Raw genomic sequence first — 17,827 nt, forward strand, 5'->3', positions numbered from 1 at the left:
GTAGTAGGTAGACACCACTCCCCACACACCCCCCCGTACCCGACCCGCCGTTACGGCAAGCAGCAGGGGGGTGCCGTCCCGATGGGAAGCGAGCCGGGCAGGGCGCCACAGCGCTGCGGCTTTCCTGCGCTCCGAGCGACGCCGTATACGCGCGTCGCCGTATCCGGGCGACGCGCCGTACGGAGGCGCTGCACGGATGCGCCGCACGGAGGAGCGGTACGTAATGGTGCGCGCCGTACGCGACGGCGCGCTCCGGTCGGGGGCCGCGGCCCGGGCCGGTCTACGGCTCGAACTTGTACCCCAGACCCCGCACCGTCACCAGATACCGCGGCGCGCCCGGGTCCGGCTCGATCTTCGCGCGCAGCCGCTTGACGTGGACATCGAGCGTCTTGGTGTCGCCCACATAGTCCGCGCCCCAGACCCGGTCGATGAGCTGCATGCGGGTCAGCACCCGGCCCGCGTTGCGCAGCAGCATCTCCAGCAGGTCGAACTCCTTGAGCGGCAGATCGACCTTGCCGCCGGAGACCGTCACCACATGCCGGTCCACATCCATCCGGACCGGGCCCGCCTCCAGCGCGGCCGGCGTGACCTCCTCCGGCTCGCCCCTGCGGCGCAGCACCGCGCGGATACGGGCGACCAGCTCCCGCGAGGAGAAGGGCTTGGTCACATAGTCGTCGGCCCCTATTTCCAGGCCGACGACCTTGTCGATCTCGCTGTCCTTGGCGGTGACCATGATCACCGGGACATTTGATCTGCCGCGGAGCTGGCGGCAGACCTCGGTGCCCGGCAGACCGGGCAGCATCAGGTCGAGCAGGACGAGGTCGGCGCCGTTGCGTTCGAACTCGTCGAGCCCCGCGGGCCCGGTGGTCGCGATCGCGACCTCGAAGCCTTCCTTGCGGAGCATGTAGGAAAGGGCGTCGCTGAAGGATTCCTCATCCTCGACGACGAGCACTCGGGTCACGGAAGGACCTCCGGGGCAGGAATCACGGTCGGGGGATCAGCCAGCTCAAGGCTGGGGTCGCTGTCGCTGTCGGTATCGGTGTCTGTGTCTCTGTCGTACGGAGACCGGTCGTCTTCCGGAAGCCGGTCGTGTTCCGGATCGTGCTCCGGAAGCCGGTCGTCCTCGTCCGGGCTGGTGGACCGCCTCCGGTCCCGTACGGCTCCCGCCTCGGGCAGCCGCAGGGTGAAGGTGGAGCCCTGGCCCTCCGAACTCCATACGGTGACCTCCCCGCCGTGCGAGGCGGCCACATGTTTGACGATGGCGAGGCCGAGCCCCGTACCACCGGTTGCCCGGGAGCGAGCCGGGTCGACACGGTAGAACCGTTCGAAGATCCGCTCCCGGTCCTTCTCCGAGATACCTATGCCCTGATCGGTCACGGCTATCTCGATCAGGTCCCCGCCGGTGGCGGAGACGCGGTGCGCGGCGATACCGACGCGCGTGCGGGCCGGAGAGTAGTTGACGGCGTTCTCGACGAGATTGCCGAGGGCCGCGGCGAGCTGGCCGCGATTGCCCCACACATGGAGGTGGACGGTGCCGCCCGCCGCCATGGTGATCTGTTTGGTGGACGCCGCGTGCCGGGACCGGTCGATGGCCTCGGCGACGAGTTCGTCCACACGTACGGGCTCGGCGTCCTCCAGCGGGTCGTCGTTCTGCACCCGCGAGAGGTCGATCAGCTCCTGTACGAGATTGGTGAGCCGGGTCGCCTCGATCTGCATCCGCCCGGCGAAGCGGGTGACCGCCTCGGGATCGTCGGAGGCGTCCATGACAGCCTCGGAGAGCAGCGAGAGCGCCCCGGTGGGGGTCTTCAGCTCGTGGCTGACATTCGCCACGAAATCCCGTCGTACGGCTTCGATACGACGGGCCTCGGTGAGGTCCTCGACCAGGAGCAGCACCAGCCGGGAGCCGAGCGGGGCCACCCGGGCGGAGACCGCGAGCGCCTCGCCCCGGCCCGTACCGCGCCTCGGAAGGTCCAGTTCCACTTGCCTTATCTCGCCGTCCCGCCGGGTGTCACGCGCCATGTGCAGCATGGGCTCGACGGCGAGCTTTCCGCCCCTGACCAGGCCCAGCGCGTACGCCGCCGAGCTGGCCTTGACCACGGAGTCGCTCTCGTCGAGGACAACCGCGGAGGAGCGCAGCACGGAGAGCACGGTGTCCACGCCGGGGGGCAGCACGGCGTCGGTGTGCAGGGACGTACGGGTGGGCCGTGCCTGGTCGCGTTCGCTCCAGCGAAACGCCAGCATGGCGATCACGCCGGTGCAGACACCGGCGATCGCTGCCAATGCGGCGACCGCCGCGTTCACGTCCATGCGACCAGCGTATGCGGGCCCCCGGACACTCTCCCAGCCGTCCGGGTGTCTCCTCCGACACTCGTCGCCCAGAGTTCATGGAGGGGATAGTGCCGGTTCATTTGCGGGGGAGGCGCCCGACGCGTTCCGGCCGGAGCGTGGGACCGTGGGGGCCGCGGCTTCCGGTCACAGCCCCCGGCTCAGCGGCCCCGGCTACGGGCGGGGGCGTACGGGTCGGGGGGCGCCTGGACGCCACGAATGCCGAGGCACACCGAGGCGGGGAAGGGTAGCCGAGGAACGTCAAGGCGAAGCCGGGAAAAAACACCAAGAGAGGGACAACCCCATGCGGGACGCGTACCACGAGGAACTGGATTCGATCGGCGAGGACCTGGTCGAGATGGCCCGGCTGGTCGGTTCCGCCATCGGCCGTGCCACCACGGCCATGCTCGACGCCGATCTCAAGCTCGCCGAGAGCGTGATCGCCGCCGACCAGCGCGTCGACGACCTGCAGCACGACCTTGAGGCCAGGGCGATCGCGCTGCTGGCGCGGCAGCAGCCGGTCGCGACCGATCTGCGGATCGTCGTCACCTCGCTGCGGATGAGCGCCGACCTGGAGCGCTCGGGCGACCTGGCGCAGCACGTCGCCAAGCTGGCCCGCCTCCGCTTCCCCACCTCGCCCGTGCCGCACGACCTGCACGCGACTCTGCTGGAGATGGGGCAGCTCGCGCAGCGTCTGATGGCGAAGACGGCCGAGGTCATCATCACCAAGGACGTCGATCTGGCGCTCCAGCTCGAACAGGACGACGACGAGATGGACCTGCTGCACCGGACCCTGTTCCAGCACCTGATGGACGACCGGTGGAAGCACGGCATCGAGACGGCGGTCGATGTGACGCTGCTCGGCCGCTACTACGAGCGCTTCGCGGACCACGCGGTGGCGGTCGCGAACCGGGTGGTCTACCTGGTGACGGGCGAGCACGCGGACGAGATCCAGCAGGCGGAGACTCCGGTGGAGGGGGCGTAGGCGGAGGGGCGTAGGGGGAGGGCATGGCCCGGCCGTTAGGGGAGGGCCGCGGGACGTCGCCCTTGTCGCCCTTGTCGTTTTCGCGGAGGTCGCGGAGGCGCGCACGGCGGTGTTTGCGCGCATGCGCCGGAGATGCGCCGTTGATACGCCCGCCGGGGAGGGCTTGCAATGGGCAGAGGCGTCATCCGCGCACGCCTTTGAGGAGGATCCCATGGCCGATTCCCCTACGACCGACCCCCGTCCGGAAGCCCCGGCCGGAGCCATCCACCTGCCCATGCTCGGGGCCTGCGGCTGCGGCTCGGGCTGCGGCTGCGGCTGCCAGTCGGGCGGCTCGTGCCAGTGCGGCGGCGGCTGCGGCTAGTCGCGTACGGCACGCACAGAAGAGATGGGTGAGACGAGGGGCCCTGTCCGGGAAATGCGGGCAGGGCCCTTTCGTATGCGAGGTTCGTATATGAGGCGGGGGGCCAGCGGGGGCCGCTGGCCCTGCCGCCTCGCCTCTTCGACGGCCAGACGTGCCTTGGCGATGTGCCTTGGCCGCGCGGGCTTACTTCTTCTTGCCCTGGTTCTTGACTGCCTCGATGGCGGCTGCCGCCGCGTCCGGGTCGAGGTAGGTGCCGCCCGGGGTGAGGGGGTGGAAGTCGGGGTCGAGGTCGTAGACGAGGGGGATGCCCGTGGGGATGTTCAGGGACGCGATGTCGGCGTCGGAGATGCCGTCGAGGTGCTTGACCAGGGCGCGCAGGCTGTTGCCGTGGGCGGCGATCAGGACCGTACGGCCGGTCAGCAGGTCCGGGACGATCGCGTCGTACCAGTACGGAAGCATCCGTTCGACGACGTCCTTGAGGCACTCGGTGCGCGGGCGCAGCTCGCTCGGGATCGAGGCGTAGCGCGGGTCGTCGCTCTGCGAGAACTCCGTACCGTCCTCAAGCGCGGGCGGCGGCGTGTCGTACGAGCGGCGCCACAGCATGAACTGCTCCTCGCCGAACTCGGCGAGCGTCTGCGCCTTGTCCTTGCCCTGGAGCGCGCCGTAGTGGCGCTCGTTCAGCCGCCAGGAACGGTGGACCGGGATCCAGTGACGGTCCGCGGCCTCCAGCGCGAACTGCGCGGTGCGGATGGCGCGCTTCTGGAGGGAGGTGTGCAGTACGTCGGGCAGCAGGCCGGCGTCCTTGAGCAGCTCACCGCCGCGGACTGCCTCCTTCTCGCCCTTGTCGGTGAGATTGACGTCCACCCAGCCGGTGAACAGGTTCTTGGCGTTCCATTCGCTCTCGCCGTGGCGGAGGAGGATCAGCTTGTACGGTGCGTCGGCCATGGGGCCGAGCCTAATGGACGGGCCTGGGACGGCTGGAGGCCCTGTCCACTTACCAGGCCGTATACAGCGTGTGTACGTTGTCCCTCGGCGCCGGCCTCGTCCTTGCCGCCGGGCCCTCGGCGAAGGCGCGGAGCACGTTCTCGGTGGTACGGGTGACGAACGCGCCGGTGCGTGCGTCCATACCATGGTTGCGCCCGTTCTCCCGCGTCCCCGCCATCAGCCCCTCCACCCACCGCATCGTCCCGGTGGCGAAGACGCCCGCACCGCTGGGCACGGTGTAGTACGCGGAGTCGGAGTGGCTCTTCCGGCCGTTGCAGACGAGCGGGGAGTGGGCGACGATCTCGATCGGCGCGGGCGCGGGGGCGGGGGCGGGGCCGGGGGCCTCTGGGGTGACGCGGTCGTACTCCACTCCGACGAGATGCGCGAAGGAGTCGCCGCGCCTCACCCCCGTACCGTCGAAGACCCAGTGGTCCGGACCGTGCACGACATAGGGGGCATCGGTGGGGAAGCCCTCGTACAGGACGCCGGTCAAGGAGGATTCGGGGTCGGCGCCGGGCGGCTGGCGGAAGTCGGTCGTCGCCATGGAGCGGTGGTCGACGAGGTACGGGTCGTCGCGGTAGTCGGTCTTGTAGCAGACGACGGTGCGGAGGGCGGGGCTGGGGATGGTGGCGGGGCTGGTGGCGGTGGGGGTGGGGGTGGCGGGGCTGGCTTCGGCGGCGGGGCGGGCCGTATCTTCCAGCCTGACCCTGCGGAAGCAGGTGTTCGCGCCCAGAAACGCCAGATTCGTCCCGGCGTCGCGCGCCCGGGTCACGTGCCGCCGCTGCTCGGGCGTCCAGTACTCGTCGTGGCCCAGGGCGACGACGGCCGTGGCGCCCTTCAGCGCTGAGGGGTCGGCATGGACGTCGATACCAGTGATGTACGCCATCGGCAGACCGAGCCGTTCCGCCAGGACCACCACCGCCCGCTCGTACACCATGAACTTGTCCGCGCCGTTCTTGTCGTACGGCCGATCGAAACTGACCGCGAGTGAACGGGTCCGGTACGCGCCGTCCTCGCCCTGGTAGAGGCTGCGGCCGCCCCACAGGTTGTACGCCTGCCAGGTGGCGGGGGCGTGCATCAGGACGGTTCTGCCGCGCGTGCTCGCCGAGCGGATGATCAGCGGGACGTAGCGCTGGTAGCCGTGACCGGGGCCGGGGCCGTTTTCCGCGTCGAGCCTGAGCAGGTACGCGCCCTCCGGCCAGCCGTCGGTGCGGACAGTGAGGGTACGGTCCCAGTCCGCCCGTACCGTACGGGTCGCGGCGATCACGCGCGGGCCAGGCTGGACACGGCCCGCCACCCGGTCCGAACGCCACACCCGCCGGGCCTGCGCGCCGCCGTACCAGCCGATGCGGTACGCCGAGACCCGGAAGCCGGGCGCGGTGGTCGAGACGTGCAGTCCGAACTCCTCGCCGGGCAGGACGCTGACCTTGTCGGCGAAGCCTTGGACGGCGTCGGGCGGGCCGGTGGCGTGGATACGCCAGTCGGGGGTGCCGGGGCGGTGGCGTTCGCGGTCGATGGACTCGATTGCGGAGGTGGGGGTGGAGGTGGTGTCGGGTTTGTTGCGTCGAGGGGAGTCGCAGGCGGTGAGGGTCGCGGCGGCCCCGGCGGCAGCGCCTGCCAGGAAGTGCCGGCGGCCCAGCCCGCCCGGATGCTGTGTGTCATCGTTCATCGAACGATCTTGAGTCGGCGGAGGGGCCAAGGCGACTGGTGGGGGGCCGAATGCGGGTGCGGGGCGGGTGCGAATGCGGGTGCGGGGCGGGTGCGAATGCGGGTGCGGGGCGGGTGCGAATGCGGGTGCGGGGCACGTGCGGCGTGAGCGACACTCCGGGTGTGTCCCTCACTAGATCGCTTGCGGGTAGCAGTGAGATACGTGCTTATCTCATCGACCAGTTGAACTTGGCGTTGCGCCGTCCCGGGATGTTCGGGAGGGGCGAAGGGCCGTTGCGGATGCTGATAGATCACTTGCTGTTCGTGGAGAACCAGCCCGACGCGTGGGCCGAGCAGCAACGGGCCTGGGAAGCTCGCGGGGCGATGACCAACATCGGTGTGGCAGGCGCGTTCTGCGATCTGATCCCCGGTTCGGGTCCGGGAAACCCTGACCAGCACTGCGTCGCCTCGGTCTACGCCGAGTTCGCCCACCGCCGCGGCTGGCTCGGGCCCGATCGGCTTCTGCCGGCTGACGAGCACCACGCGCTGCGGACCGGCGTACGTCGGTGGGCGGAGACGGACCGCGTATGGGCGGACGTCGTGGACGAGTTCGGCCCCCCGTCCATCCTGTTCGGAGGGACCAGCCCCCTGTACAGCAAGACGCTCGGTTACCTGAGCGAAGACCCTGCCGAACCGATGGTGTTCTTCCATCTCTGGAACGGCGGCGCCCCGGAAGCCGAGTCCTCGTGGCCACCTGAGCGTGAGGAACCCGTTCTGCTTGCTGTCCGTTTCGGAGGCGGGGCGGGTGGGGCGGAGGACGGGCCGTTCGGTGAGAGCTTTGTCTTTACGCCAGAGGGGCAGCGAAGGAAGGGGCTTCGCTGAGCCAGTACTACGAGATGGGCGACCGGACTCTATGGAACCCGTCCAGCGGTGTCTCCCGGCTGTTCCTACGCCAAGTGGCCCTGTACGAGGCCGAATTGGGCGTCCCGTCCGGCTTCGGGCCGATGGAGGCCGACGTATCCCGGATCGACCCGGCCGGCTTCACGGCCTTCGTCGACGCGTTGCTGGTACGTCACAGCAAGACGCGCAACGCCGTTATGAACACGCTGTCCGAGGGGTTTGTGGTGACGGTGCTGGTGCTGGCACAGAAGGCGGGCATTGAGATGGCCGCGCTTTCGGGGGCTGGTGGAAAGTCGTGGGCGGTTGGGTTGCTTGAGAGGGCGCGGGAGATGCAGCGGCATATGGCTGATGGGATGTGACGGTGGGGTGCGGGCTGGGGTTCGTGCCGAGGGGTAGTCGGGGTGGGCCGGGGCCGTGGGGTGCGGGTGGGGCCGCCCCTCCTGGTTTGAGTTTCGCGGGGTCGTGTCGGGTGTCAAGGGCGCTCCTGCGTCGCGTCGGCTTCGCCGATTGCGCTGCGCTTAACCCTTGACACCCGCCCCGCCCCCGCAAGTGCGAGTGAGTGGGAGGGGCGGCCCGGGGGAGGGGTCCCCGGAGGAGCACTCCGGTGGTTTTTGTTCTTTGCCGGGTGGCCGGTTGGTGGGTGGTCTGCGCGGCAGTGGAATGGGGCTTCTGGGGCTGGCTCAGCGTCCGGCCGCCGGTGGGTGGCTGAGGTGCAAGCTGGTGTCTGAGGTTCGTTGCCGGGTGGCACCCCTAGCCCTGGGCCCAGCGTATTGTGCCTGGTCAGGGCGTGGTGGGTGGCTGGGGCTCCGGGCGGGTGGCCGTCTCTTGTGCCGCATGGACGCGAGAGGGAGAGCGGTGCGCGGTCAGGGCCGGTGGGCAGTCCTAGGGCCTGCGGGGGTGACCGTGGCCATGGCTCGGGCGATGGCGTCGGCGAAGGAATCTTTCGCGCCGGAGGCCAGCCAGGAGTGCTGGGCGGCCACGAGGCAACCGAATGCCGCGGCGGTCAGGGCGCGGGGCGTCGGGTCGTCGGTGGCGTAGGGCGTGCCCGTCGTTTCGGCGCGTTCGAGCAGCTCTGTGCGGCGAGCAGCGAGCGGCCCTCTTCGTTTGCACGATCCTGCCAAGCTTGGCGGTCGCGCGAAGGCGGTGTTTGACTGGGCGGGTGGACGCGCTACGGCAGATTCGCGACGTGGTCGCTCGTCACGCCGGAGAAGGCCGGGCGGCGACGGCGTTGCCGCGGGTCGAATTGGCACGCTTCAGTACGAGCACCCCGCCGACCGGCGAGACAGTGAGCCCGAGTGTCGCCCTGATTCTGCAAGGCGACGTACGTACCGTCCTGTGCAAGCAGACCCTCTGCTACCGGGCCGGAGAGTTCGTCGTCGCCTCGGTCGACCTCCCCGTGACGTGCGCGATCCAGGCCACCTCGCGCCAGCCCTACCTCGCCTTCGAGATGCGCCTTGAACCCTCGATCATCTCGGAACTCCTCCTCGCCACGCCCCGAGCTGTGACCGAACGGACCCATGTCCCCAGCCTCGCGACCGGCACCGCCGACCCGGACCTGCTCGACGTCATAGGACGCATGGCACGCCTGCTCGACCGCCCGCAGGACGCCACAGCACTGGCGCCGCTGTACGAACGGGAGATCCTCTGGCGGCTGATCAGCAGCGACCAGGGCGCGACGGTACGCCAGATCGGCCTCCCCGACAGCGACGTCGCCCAGCTCAGCCACGCGATCAGTTGGATCCGTACCCACTACGACCAGCCACTTCGCGTAGAAGAGCTGGCCGCACGATCATCGATGAGCGTCACCTCGTTCCACCGGCACTTCAGAGCGCTCACGCAGATGACACCGCTGCAGTACCAAAAACACCTGCGCCTGCACGAGGCACGCGCCCGCCTCCTGGCCCACCCCCGCGACGTAGCCGACACCGGCTACGCCGTGGGCTACGAGAGCCCCTCACAGTTCAGCCGCGAATACCGCCGCATGTTCGGCGCACCCCCAGGCCGCCACGCAACCCAACTCCGCCACCCAGAAACCCCAACCCCCGCCCAGTAGCGCCGCTCAGGGACAGGTGACCACCCGTGGGCGCGCCTCGGTCTCCCTCTCGCGTCCCTACGACACAAGAGACGGCCACCCGCCCGGAGCCCCAGCCACCCACCCCGCCCTGACCAGGCACAATGCGGTGGGCCCAAGGCTAGGGGTGCCACCGGGCAACGAGTCTCAGACACCTGCTTGCACCCCAGCCAACAACCGGCGGTCGGACGCTAAGCCGACCCCAGAGGCCCCATTCCACTGCCGCGCAGACCACCCACCAACCGGCCACCCGGCAAAGAAACGGCCCCCACAAGCGGCCTCCTCCGGGGACCCTTCCCCCCGGGCCGCCCCTCCCACTCACTCGCACTTGCGGGGGCGGGGCGGGTGTCAAGGGTTAAGCGCAGCGCAATCGGCGAAGCCGACGCGACGAAGGAGCGCCCTTGACACCCGACACGACCCCGCGAAACTCAAACCAGAGGGGCGGCCCCCACCCGCATCCAACGGCCCCGCCCCACCCCAACTACCCCTCGGCACGAACCCGCACCCCAGCCCCCACCTCAGCCGAGCCCCCCACCTCCAGCACCCCCCGCAACACCCCAGCCACGGTCGTACGGGCCAGCTCGCCCCGTACCGTTTCCTCGATCCCCGCGTAGATGCCCTGCATCGTCGGGCGGATGCCGAAGCCCACCGGGCACTCCTGGTTCGGTGTGGCGCGGTGCATCGCGAAGAGCGTGCCGGGCTCGACGGCCTCGTACACGTCCAACAGCGTGATCGACTCCAGCTCGCGCGCCAGCATCCACCCCGCGCCCGCCCCACGCCGCGATTCGACGAGCCCCGCCCTGCGCAGCTCCGCGAGCAGGCGCCGGATGACCACGGGGTTGGTGTTCACGCTCTCAGCGATCTGTTCCGAGGTGGCGATCTCATGGCCTTGGCGCTTGTTCAGCTCCATCCACGCCAGGGCGTGGGCCGCGATGGTCAGCCTGCTGTTGGCGCTCACTCGTCTCTCATTCATCCCGCATGCTCTTAAGATTGTCGTAACGCTAGACGTTACGACAATGCGAGACAACCCTCACCCTCAGCCTCAGCCTCGACCACGGCCAACGTGAACCAGACCGCCTTCGCCACCGGCGAGCACCCCCCGTAAATCACCGATCCCCACCGGACCGAGAGACTCTCCACGAGCAGAAGCCCGCGCCCGCGCTCATGTTCGGCGTCACTCGGGGCCGCTACGGGCAGGGCGCGCGGCTCGTTGTCCCCTACGTATACGGTCACCTCCGCCCGGCAGACCGCCACATCGACCCGGATCAGCCGGGAGCGGGTGTGCCGATGGGAGTTGGTGACGACTTCGGTCACGCAGAGACGGGCGTCGTCGGCGAGACGGGGGTGACCGGTGATACGGAGTAACGACCCGACGAAGTCCCGCGCGATCCGCGGCGCGCACGCCGAGTTCGGCACAACCAGCCGATAGAACGGGTCACTTGGTTCGGCCGGAGGTGTCGGTGAGGGAGGAACCAGCGTGCTCACAGGGGTCATGTCATCGTCTCCCAACGCGGTGTGGACCCGCGATGCCCGCCAAGCGTGGCAATGGCCGCGCGTTCATGGGCACACCTCAAGGCGCGCCCCAGCGGCTGCACTTCGGTCTTACTGACGTGCGACGCGGTGCTGCGACGACCGTAGAGTAAATGCATGCACCGGTCCACCCTGGTACCTCTTTTCAGTGACGCTGGGTGGACCCATGGCACCGTTACGCGCAACACTGTGCTGAGACAGGGAAGGTGACATGCCCCCAAGGGACAATCCGACCGCACGCCAAGCGCGCCTTGGTGGAGAGCTGCGGAAGCTGCGCGACCGGGCGGGCAAAACAGCCCGCGACGCAGCCGGCCTCCTCTCGACCGACCAGGCCAGGATCAGCCACATCGAGTCGGGCCGCATCGGCATCAGCGAGGAACGAATCCGCAGGCTGGCGGTCTTCTACGCGTGCGACGACGCCGAGTTGATCGATGCGCTGTGCGCGATCGCGCGCGAACACCGGGGCCAGTACTGGTGGGACGAGTACCGCGGCGTCCTCCAACCCAGCTTCCTGGACATCGCCGAACTGGAGCACCACGCGAAATACCTGCGGTATCTACAGCCAGTCACTTTCCCAGGTGTCCTACAGACAGAGGATCATGCCCGGGCGCTGTTCGACAGCGGACGCCCCAAGCTCCCCGCCAACGAAGTGCAAGCAAGGCTGGAGCACCGCATGAGGCGGCGGTCCATCTTCGAGCGCGAGGACCCTCCAGAACTGGAAGCCATCGTGCACGAGGCCGCCCTGCGGATGCGCATCGGCGGACGAAAAGTCGCACGTCAGCAACTTGATCACCTCATCAAGATGTCCGAACGGCCGGAGGTAATGCTTCGGATCATCCCGTTCGCGAACGAAGACTTCATCGATCTCACGCAGACCGTGCTCTACGCGGGCGGAGTCATCCGGCAGCTCGACACCGTCCACATCGACTACGTCTCCGGTGGGCTGTTCCTGGACGCCGCCGCTGAACTGGAGAAGAATCGAACGTTGCTCGACTTTGCCGAGCAGGCTTCTCTAGAGCCTGATGAGTCGCGCAGCTTCATCCATCACATTGCACGAGACCTGTGAGAGACAGAGGCATGAGCACAGACATCAACTGGCAGAAGTCGTCGTTCTCCGGGAACGAAGCGGCGCAGTGCGTCGAGATCGCCGAACACAACGGCGAGATCCTCATACGCGAGAGCGACGCCCCCGACACCATCACCACCACCAGCCACGCCAAGTTCGCTGCCTTCCTCAAGGGCGTCAAAGCCGGCGAGTTCGACCACTTCGCCCTCTGAAGCGCTCGCCCCTCCCCCCGCACCCGGAGCCTCTCACCAACCAGCGAGGGGCTCCTGTTCGTGAAATCAAACAGGTGCACCCTTGCCACGCCCTCATCGTGTAACGATACCGTCGCTGTGCGTCGCAACCCCCCATGCCGGCCGCAGGCCGGGGGCAGCCCCTGCCAGGATCTACCGCTACTAGGTACGGTCCACCCGCCCCCAGCCGGAATCGAGCGCATGAGTACAACGACCACCACCACCGAACATCCGGGATGGCACGAAACCGACAACGGCGAGGCGTTCCGCGTCGTCGAGCACCAAGGTGTCATCTGGGTCGCTCATGCGAACAGCGACGGGCCGGTCATCCGTCCCTCCGGCACAAATGCCGGTACCGCCAACCACCCGGCCCCGCCCCCGATTTCGTACACCTCTCCGCTTGAACTTCCGCCCCACCCCGAAGCGGCGCCGCTTGTCCGCCGACTGGCGGAACTCGGGACCGTCGCCCGGCTCACCAATCCGTCCCTTTGGGACGCGATCACCACGGCGTTACTGCGCCAGGTCGTACGGGCCGGACAGGCGAAGAAGGTTTACCGCGACTACTGCGCCGCCTATGGTCGCAGTGTGGGGACTTCCACCGGTTCGTACGCCCTCGCCCCCGATCCCGAGACCGTTCTCTCGCTCACCGACGAACAGTTCAGCGCTGTGGGCGCGGCCTTCAACAGAACGGCCCTGCGGGCCGCGGCTCAGGCCTATCTCAACAACGGCGCACGCTGGCGCACCCTTGAACCCGATCGCCTGATGAAGGACCTCATCGCAGTCCCCCGTATCGGGCCATGGACTGCGGCAGCGGCGGCCGCCGACTACACGGGCGACTTCTCCGTATACCCGCACGGCGACCTCGCCGTACGCACCTGGGCGCGCAGCGCCGCTCCCGCCGCACTCGAACTTCCAGCGGCAGAAGGGGAGTTCGAATCCCTATGGCGCCGCTGGGCGCCCGACCCGAACGTACTTCACGTACTGACCTTGTTCACTCTCACCTGGGGGAGCCATGTCCGCACCACTCAGCACGGAGGAACCAGACACCACACCTGACCTGATCGCCGGCGCCGACCTCACCCGTCCCCTCGATGTCCTCTTCGTCAACGCCCCTTTGCGCGACTATGGGGTACGGCCCCGGCTGAACGACTACACCCTGCCCGTACTCGGCATGGCCTACATCGCGACGTACGCCCAGGAGATCGGCGGATTCAACGTCGGGTTACTGGACGCCGAGGCGCACGGCCTCGGTATCGCCCGGACAATCGCCCTCATCAACGCCGCCCGCCCCCGCTGGGTGGGTATGAATCTCCTCGCGCCCACCTACGAGATGTCGGCGCGGATTGCTGCTGGCCTTCAGCCCGACATCGACCTCATGGTTGGTGGGCACCATGCACGGGCCATGCCCGACCGCATCCTGGCCGACCCTCGTATGGCGAGCCTGCGCGCCCTCGTCATCGGAGAAGGTGAAACCCGTACGGCCGCCCTGCTCGACGACCACCGCCGCCGCGCCGATCTGCCCGGCGTGATGTGGCGCGACAGACTGCTCGAACGGAACAATGTCGGCCTCGCCCGCGCTGGAGACACCGCGAGCTGGCTCTCGCCCGGTATCGACACCCTGCCGATGGTGAACCGCGTCTTCCTGCCGCAGGACCCGTATATCGCGGACGACGGGCGGACGGAGGCGAACATCGTCGGCAGCCGGGGATGTCCGTACGACTGTGGATTCTGCGGCGCCGCGGTCTCCGCGAACCCCGATGTCACGATCCGTGCCCGCGCGCCCGAGAACATCATCGCCGAGTTGGAAGCGCTCCACAGCGCCTATGGAACAACGGCGTTCCGTTTCGTCGACGACCTGTTCCTCGGCGCCGCCAGTGTCATCCGACCGCAGATGGAAGCCTTTGCCCGCCACCGCATCGGCGACCGGTTCGTATGGGACGCGACCGGCCGTATCAATGTCCTGCACCGCGCTGACGGGAGCTTGCTCGACGCCCTCGCCCGCAACGGCCTGCGCGAGGTGGCCCTCGGCATCGAGTCGGGCAGTGACCGGGTCCTCGCCGACATGGACAAACGCATCACCGCCGCTATGACCGAGCGAGTCACCCGGCGACTGCTGGAACGTGGCATCGGCGTGAAGGGGTACTTCATTCTCGGATATCCGGGAGAGCGGCACGAGGACCTGGAAGCGACCGTGCGCCATATCCAGCGTCTGTGGGACCTGGCGGACCGCCTCGGCGGCAGCTTCCGCGCCTCCGTGTTCGAGTTCCGTCCCTACCCGGGCACTCCGGTGTGGACGACACTCACCAAGGCCGGTCACAGTCCCGACAGTCTGCTCGCGTACTCCGACGTCGACCTCACTGCGGACGGCGCCGACGAATCCATGCGCGCACGCGACGAGTTCAACTTCTCCGTCGGCATCCAGTTCGGCGGCGTGCGCCTGCCCGAGCTGCGTGCCGCCCTCGCCCGCCTGACCCGTGAGCAGCACGCACGCAACCGCGCGACGGGGGCCGCCGCATGACCGCGGCCGTACGCCGTGGGTTGTTCATCACCCTCGACGGCCCGAGCGCTGTAGGAAAGAGCACCACCCTCCACGAACTCGCCGACCTGCTACGCGGCGGTGACAACATGGTCCACACCACAACCGAACCCTCGACAAGCGACCTGGGACAGTTCATCCGCGCCAACGCGGCCCACCTTCGTGGCCGCGCCCTCGCCTGTCTTGTCGCCGCCAACCGGTACGAGCACATCGAGGCCGAGCTGCGGCCGCACCTCCGGGCCGGCGAGACCGTGGTCTGTGACCGCTATCTCGCGTCCACCCTCGTACTGCAACGTCTCGACGAGGTCCCGGTGCCGTTCCTGCTCGCGCTCAATGCCGATGTGCTGCTGCCCGATCTCTCGGTCATCCTCACCGCCGAACCCACTGTCGTTGCCGAGCGGCTTGCCCGCAGGGGCGTACGCCACCGGTTCCACCTTGATCCCGCCTTCCCCGCACGTGAGGTCGCCCTGTACGCGGAAGCGGAGCAGACACTCACGGCGATGGGTGTGCGAGTCCTGTCGCTGAACACCACCAACTCCACTCCTACGGACGTAGCACGCCGAATCGCCGACATCGTCCCCACCCTCACCGGTAGCGTCAGCAGCCACACCAGACCCGACGACCACCGGTGAGTTCATGAACGCACAGCCGCAGCCCGCCCTCGCAGTACCCGTGATCGATACGCATGTTTTCCTGCGGGACGGCGACAAGCTCCTGCTCTCGCAGCGCGGCGGATCGTACGGGTGCGGGCGGTGGCACATGCCCTCCGGAAAGCTCGACCGCGGCGAGACCTTGCGGGACGGGGCTGCTCGGGAGTTGTTCGAGGAGACCGGGGTGCGGGTCGACTCCGCGCGGCTGCGGCTTGTACACACCGTGCATCACCAGCAGTCGTCCGACGTCACCCGCATCGGGTTCTTCTTCGAGGCCACCGAGTGGGAAGGCGAGCCCGAGAACCGGGAGCCCGAGAAGTGCCTCGGACTCCGGTGGTTCTCGGTGTATGAGCTACCCGAGGACATCATCGAGTACCCCGCCGCCGGCTTGTACGGCTATCTCGACGGCCGGAGCCCCCTCACCGAGCACGGTCCCTTCGGTTACAACGGATGACCGGGCGCCCCGGGCGGGGCATATGCCCGCATACGCCCACCGAACAGGCACCGGACGTACAGTCGATTCATGACCGTTCATGTCACCTTGCTTCCGGCGGCGCTTCCGCCGGGTCTTGAGCCGGCCAATCGTGTCATCTCGTACGAGGACGAGGACGACATCCGCTATCGGTATCTGCTGCACGACAGCGGGGCGCTGGTCGTGCGGCGTACGCGGCATGAGGAGGCGACCGTTACCGAGGCCGTGTATGGGCCCGCGGCCTGGGAGGGCGTGCAGGGGGAGGGGTCCATTCAGCCTCACTCCTGATGTACGTCACTCCGCCGCACGGTCCAGCGCGCGCTGTGCCTCGTACAGGTTCCGTGGCCTGATCGCCCCCGGAGTGCCGTACGCCTCCAGCCTGGCGTGCAGTTCGCCCGTGAAGTCCGGGACGTCGATCTGGTCGAACTCGCGGACCTCGCTGATGCCCGCCGTCGCGCTGTACGGAGCGATCTCGTCGATCTTGATCAGGCCCGCGCGCTCATTGGTGACCGTGACGTTCCAGTGGGTGAACCGCGCCCCGTACAGCGGGCCCGCGATCGCGTCGCCGCCGTGGCGGCCGTCGTTGGTGACGGTGATCTCCGTGCGTACGTTGGCGAAGGGCATGCCCCGGTGCGTATCGAACGTCCCCATCTCCATCAGCCCGCGGGACCAGACGTTGTAACTGGAGAGGCCCTCCACATTGATGCCGTGGAGCTGGGTGCCCGCGGGCGGCGCCGGGACCGTACGCCGCTCGATGACGAAGTCCTCGATCAGATTGTCGTGCGAACCCTCGCGGCAGTAGTACGGGTGGTGCGAGCCGCGGCCCGCGACGCGGGTACGGCGCAGGGTGCAGGCGGACGCGGCGATCAGGCCGAAGCCGTTGTCGACGTGGCGTACGACCACGTCGTCGGCCCAGCAGTCGTACGCACACTGGAACGCGACCCCGTTGTACCCCTTGTCCAGCAGATGCGGGGACTGCGGTGTCTCGACCGCCTCCAGCGTCAGCCCCTCCACTCCCGATCTGGTCAGCGGGGTGACGAGGGTGGTAAGGCGCGGGTCCCACTCCGGGCGTACGTCCAGCGGAAGCGGGCGCTCCAGGGTGACCTTCCTGTCACGTACGGCCGTGACGCGCACCGGCCACTCGTACGGAACGTAGGACGTCAGCTTGGTCATGGCGGCCCAGTCGTACGACTGGGTGCCGGGGCCGTCGCCCGCCATGTGCTCCAGGAGGGTGTGGTCCGGGTCGTCGGCGAGCCGGAGCAGGACGAGCTGTCCGGGCCGGAGCTTCGAGGCGGCAGAGGCGTCCTGTACGGTCACGGTCCTGTCCCCGCGCCGGGCGCGGGCGACGCCGGTGAGGGTGCTCCACTCGTCCCGCTTGTTGCCGGTCCAGCCCTCGAACGGCCAGGCGCGCTCCTTGATGGCGGCGGTCAGCGAGTCCCAACGCCCTTGCGGGCAGAGCCAGATGAGGCCGCCGGCCCAGGACCAGCTCGACTTGTCGCCGCCGTAGCGGCTGCCGTACGGGCCGATCAGCTCGGTGAGGTTCTTCGTCGCGTACAGCTTGGTACGGCCGCTGCCCGCGCCCCGCAGGGTGACACCGCTGTGGGCGATACGGATGACGTCGTCGATGCGGTAGGTGCCGGGCGGGATGGTGACCGTGCCCCCGCCACGCTCTCCGGCAGCGGCGAGGGCACGGTTGATGGCGGGCGCGTCGTCCGTGGAACCGTCGCCCTTGGCGCCGTACGCGCGGACATCGGCCACGACGCGGTGGCGGGGGAAGCGGGCGGCACCGGCGCGCTGGCCGGCGCGGCCGACGTACGGGATCTGGGGGTGGGTGTACGGGGAGGCGGCGAATTCTCGCCAGAGGGTTGAGGTACGGGGTGAGGTACGGGACGAGCCGGCGGCGCGTGTCACGGCGCCTGCTGTTCCCGGTGTTCCGGTGGTCATCACCCCGGCGGCGGCCACGGCGACCGCGCTGCCCAGCAAGGTCCGCCTGCCGACCCCGACCGCACGCTGACCTTCGTACCCCTGCCCGTACCCCTGCCCGTGCCCCTGTCCGTACCCCATTGCGCG

19 protein-coding genes are annotated in these 17,827 nt (G+C 68.8%); 12 read left to right on the top strand and 7 right to left on the bottom strand.

Translation table 11 applies throughout. From position 1 onward, the window contains the following. Positions 1 to 280: 280 nt before the first annotated feature. Both ACFU9P_RS26315 and ACFU9P_RS26320 read right to left on the bottom strand, forming a co-directional pair. Positions 281 to 961, bottom strand: a complete 681-nt coding sequence (locus ACFU9P_RS26315) for a response regulator transcription factor (RefSeq protein WP_046498012.1) — start codon at positions 959 to 961, stop codon at positions 281 to 283. Then, the gene (locus ACFU9P_RS26320) at positions 958 to 2,307 is read right to left on the bottom strand and encodes a sensor histidine kinase (RefSeq protein WP_384085175.1); all 1,350 of its coding nucleotides are present in this window, start codon (positions 2,305 to 2,307) and stop codon (positions 958 to 960) included. Before ACFU9P_RS26320 ends, ACFU9P_RS26315 begins: the two co-directional genes overlap by 4 nt. A 322-nt stretch (positions 2,308 to 2,629) precedes the next feature. On the opposite strand from ACFU9P_RS26320, the gene phoU reads away from it, so the two are divergent. Next, the gene (gene phoU / locus ACFU9P_RS26325) at positions 2,630 to 3,310 is read left to right on the top strand and encodes a phosphate signaling complex protein PhoU (RefSeq protein WP_376381690.1); all 681 of its coding nucleotides are present in this window, start codon (positions 2,630 to 2,632) and stop codon (positions 3,308 to 3,310) included. A 211-nt stretch (positions 3,311 to 3,521) separates the two neighbouring features. Further along, the gene (locus tag ACFU9P_RS26330; protein WP_217307982.1) at positions 3,522 to 3,671 is read left to right on the top strand and encodes a hypothetical protein; all 150 of its coding nucleotides are present in this window, start codon (positions 3,522 to 3,524) and stop codon (positions 3,669 to 3,671) included. Between the two features lie 183 nt (positions 3,672 to 3,854). Here ACFU9P_RS26330 and ACFU9P_RS26335 read toward each other — a convergent pair whose 3' ends face one another. Further along, positions 3,855 to 4,616, bottom strand: coding sequence for a phosphoglyceromutase (locus ACFU9P_RS26335; RefSeq protein ID WP_384085179.1), 762 nt, complete (start codon positions 4,614 to 4,616; stop codon positions 3,855 to 3,857). A gap of 49 nt (positions 4,617 to 4,665) precedes the next feature. Further along, on the bottom strand, positions 4,666 to 6,324 hold the full coding sequence (locus ACFU9P_RS26340; protein WP_384085182.1) for a N,N-dimethylformamidase beta subunit family domain-containing protein: 1,659 nt from the start codon (positions 6,322 to 6,324) through the stop codon (positions 4,666 to 4,668). Positions 6,325 to 6,626: 302 nt separating this feature from the next. On the opposite strand from ACFU9P_RS26340, the gene ACFU9P_RS26345 reads away from it, so the two are divergent. The 3 genes from ACFU9P_RS26345 (at position 6,627) to ACFU9P_RS26355 (ending at position 9,255) form a co-directional block, all read left to right on the top strand. Continuing rightward, positions 6,627 to 7,184, top strand: coding sequence for a hypothetical protein (locus tag ACFU9P_RS26345; RefSeq protein WP_384085430.1), 558 nt, complete (start codon positions 6,627 to 6,629; stop codon positions 7,182 to 7,184). 14 nt (positions 7,185 to 7,198) lie between these two features. Beyond that, positions 7,199 to 7,561: a DUF6086 family protein gene (locus ACFU9P_RS26350; RefSeq protein WP_384085184.1), complete on the top strand. Its 363-nt coding sequence runs from the start codon at positions 7,199 to 7,201 to the stop codon at positions 7,559 to 7,561. 827 nt (positions 7,562 to 8,388) lie between these two features. Beyond that, positions 8,389 to 9,255 (top strand): AraC family transcriptional regulator N-terminal domain-containing protein, encoded by an 867-nt coding sequence (locus ACFU9P_RS26355; protein WP_384085187.1) that lies wholly within the window; start codon positions 8,389 to 8,391, stop codon positions 9,253 to 9,255. Positions 9,256 to 9,754: 499 nt separating this feature from the next. Here the strand turns inward: ACFU9P_RS26355 and ACFU9P_RS26360 are convergent, their stop codons facing one another. Both ACFU9P_RS26360 and ACFU9P_RS26365 read right to left on the bottom strand, forming a co-directional pair. After that, a complete protein-coding gene (locus ACFU9P_RS26360; protein ID WP_384085190.1) occupies positions 9,755 to 10,231 on the bottom strand; it encodes an Rrf2 family transcriptional regulator in 477 nt (158 codons plus the stop codon). Positions 10,232 to 10,281: 50 nt separating this feature from the next. Further along, positions 10,282 to 10,767, bottom strand: coding sequence for an ATP-binding protein (locus ACFU9P_RS26365; RefSeq protein ID WP_384085193.1), 486 nt, complete (start codon positions 10,765 to 10,767; stop codon positions 10,282 to 10,284). A 247-nt stretch (positions 10,768 to 11,014) separates the two neighbouring features. On the opposite strand from ACFU9P_RS26365, the gene ACFU9P_RS26370 reads away from it, so the two are divergent. The 7 genes from ACFU9P_RS26370 (at position 11,015) to ACFU9P_RS26400 (ending at position 16,045) form a co-directional block, all read left to right on the top strand. Further along, positions 11,015 to 11,869 carry a helix-turn-helix domain-containing protein gene (locus ACFU9P_RS26370; protein WP_384085196.1) on the top strand — a complete coding sequence of 285 codons (855 nt, stop codon included), beginning with the start codon at positions 11,015 to 11,017 and terminating at the stop codon, positions 11,867 to 11,869. An 11-nt stretch (positions 11,870 to 11,880) separates the two neighbouring features. Further along, the gene (locus ACFU9P_RS26375; RefSeq protein WP_384085199.1) at positions 11,881 to 12,081 is read left to right on the top strand and encodes a DUF397 domain-containing protein; all 201 of its coding nucleotides are present in this window, start codon (positions 11,881 to 11,883) and stop codon (positions 12,079 to 12,081) included. Positions 12,082 to 12,300: 219 nt separating this feature from the next. Continuing rightward, a complete protein-coding gene (locus ACFU9P_RS26380; protein WP_384085202.1) occupies positions 12,301 to 13,155 on the top strand; it encodes a hypothetical protein in 855 nt (284 codons plus the stop codon). Continuing rightward, positions 13,112 to 14,617, top strand: coding sequence for a B12-binding domain-containing radical SAM protein (locus ACFU9P_RS26385; RefSeq protein ID WP_384085205.1), 1,506 nt, complete (start codon positions 13,112 to 13,114; stop codon positions 14,615 to 14,617). Before ACFU9P_RS26380 ends, ACFU9P_RS26385 begins: the two co-directional genes overlap by 44 nt. Beyond that, a complete protein-coding gene (gene tmk, locus ACFU9P_RS26390) occupies positions 14,614 to 15,267 on the top strand; it encodes a dTMP kinase (RefSeq protein WP_384085208.1) in 654 nt (217 codons plus the stop codon). The genes ACFU9P_RS26385 and tmk overlap by 4 nt, the downstream gene beginning before the upstream one ends. A gap of 4 nt (positions 15,268 to 15,271) precedes the next feature. Continuing rightward, positions 15,272 to 15,739: an NUDIX domain-containing protein gene (locus tag ACFU9P_RS26395; protein ID WP_384085211.1), complete on the top strand. Its 468-nt coding sequence runs from the start codon at positions 15,272 to 15,274 to the stop codon at positions 15,737 to 15,739. Between the two features lie 69 nt (positions 15,740 to 15,808). Continuing rightward, on the top strand, positions 15,809 to 16,045 hold the full coding sequence (locus ACFU9P_RS26400) for a hypothetical protein (RefSeq protein ID WP_376386886.1): 237 nt from the start codon (positions 15,809 to 15,811) through the stop codon (positions 16,043 to 16,045). A gap of 6 nt (positions 16,046 to 16,051) precedes the next feature. On the opposite strand, the gene ACFU9P_RS26405 is transcribed toward ACFU9P_RS26400, so the two are convergent. Continuing rightward, complete coding sequence (locus ACFU9P_RS26405) at positions 16,052 to 17,821, bottom strand: glycoside hydrolase family 55 protein (protein ID WP_384085215.1); 1,770 nt, start codon at positions 17,819 to 17,821, stop codon at positions 16,052 to 16,054. Positions 17,822 to 17,827: the final 6 nt, after the last annotated feature.

This window comes from Streptomyces sp. NPDC057617 (assembly GCF_042800555.1).
Taxonomy (GTDB): Bacteria; Actinomycetota; Actinomycetes; order Streptomycetales; family Streptomycetaceae; genus Streptomyces.

What these genes read in the sequence shown, in the direction of transcription:
- ACFU9P_RS26385 (WP_384085205.1), top strand. Translation starts at nt 13,112, where the DNA reads ATGTCCGCACCACTCAGCACGGAGGAACCAGACACCACACCTGACCTG.
- ACFU9P_RS26320 (WP_384085175.1), bottom strand. Translation starts at nt 2,307, where the DNA reads ATGGACGTGAACGCGGCGGTCGCCGCATTGGCAGCGATCGCCGGTGTC.
- ACFU9P_RS26395 (WP_384085211.1), top strand. Translation starts at nt 15,272, where the DNA reads ATGAACGCACAGCCGCAGCCCGCCCTCGCAGTACCCGTGATCGATACG.
- tmk (WP_384085208.1), top strand. Translation starts at nt 14,614, where the DNA reads ATGACCGCGGCCGTACGCCGTGGGTTGTTCATCACCCTCGACGGCCCG.
- ACFU9P_RS26380 (WP_384085202.1), top strand. Translation starts at nt 12,301, where the DNA reads ATGAGTACAACGACCACCACCACCGAACATCCGGGATGGCACGAAACC.
- ACFU9P_RS26330 (WP_217307982.1), top strand. Translation starts at nt 3,522, where the DNA reads ATGGCCGATTCCCCTACGACCGACCCCCGTCCGGAAGCCCCGGCCGGA.
- ACFU9P_RS26350 (WP_384085184.1), top strand. Translation starts at nt 7,199, where the DNA reads ATGGGCGACCGGACTCTATGGAACCCGTCCAGCGGTGTCTCCCGGCTG.
- ACFU9P_RS26365 (WP_384085193.1), bottom strand. Translation starts at nt 10,767, where the DNA reads ATGACCCCTGTGAGCACGCTGGTTCCTCCCTCACCGACACCTCCGGCC.
- ACFU9P_RS26335 (WP_384085179.1), bottom strand. Translation starts at nt 4,616, where the DNA reads ATGGCCGACGCACCGTACAAGCTGATCCTCCTCCGCCACGGCGAGAGC.
- phoU (WP_376381690.1), top strand. Translation starts at nt 2,630, where the DNA reads ATGCGGGACGCGTACCACGAGGAACTGGATTCGATCGGCGAGGACCTG.
- ACFU9P_RS26340 (WP_384085182.1), bottom strand. Translation starts at nt 6,324, where the DNA reads ATGAACGATGACACACAGCATCCGGGCGGGCTGGGCCGCCGGCACTTC.
- ACFU9P_RS26400 (WP_376386886.1), top strand. Translation starts at nt 15,809, where the DNA reads ATGACCGTTCATGTCACCTTGCTTCCGGCGGCGCTTCCGCCGGGTCTT.
- ACFU9P_RS26375 (WP_384085199.1), top strand. Translation starts at nt 11,881, where the DNA reads ATGAGCACAGACATCAACTGGCAGAAGTCGTCGTTCTCCGGGAACGAA.
- ACFU9P_RS26370 (WP_384085196.1), top strand. Translation starts at nt 11,015, where the DNA reads ATGCCCCCAAGGGACAATCCGACCGCACGCCAAGCGCGCCTTGGTGGA.
- ACFU9P_RS26405 (WP_384085215.1), bottom strand. Translation starts at nt 17,821, where the DNA reads ATGGGGTACGGACAGGGGCACGGGCAGGGGTACGGGCAGGGGTACGAA.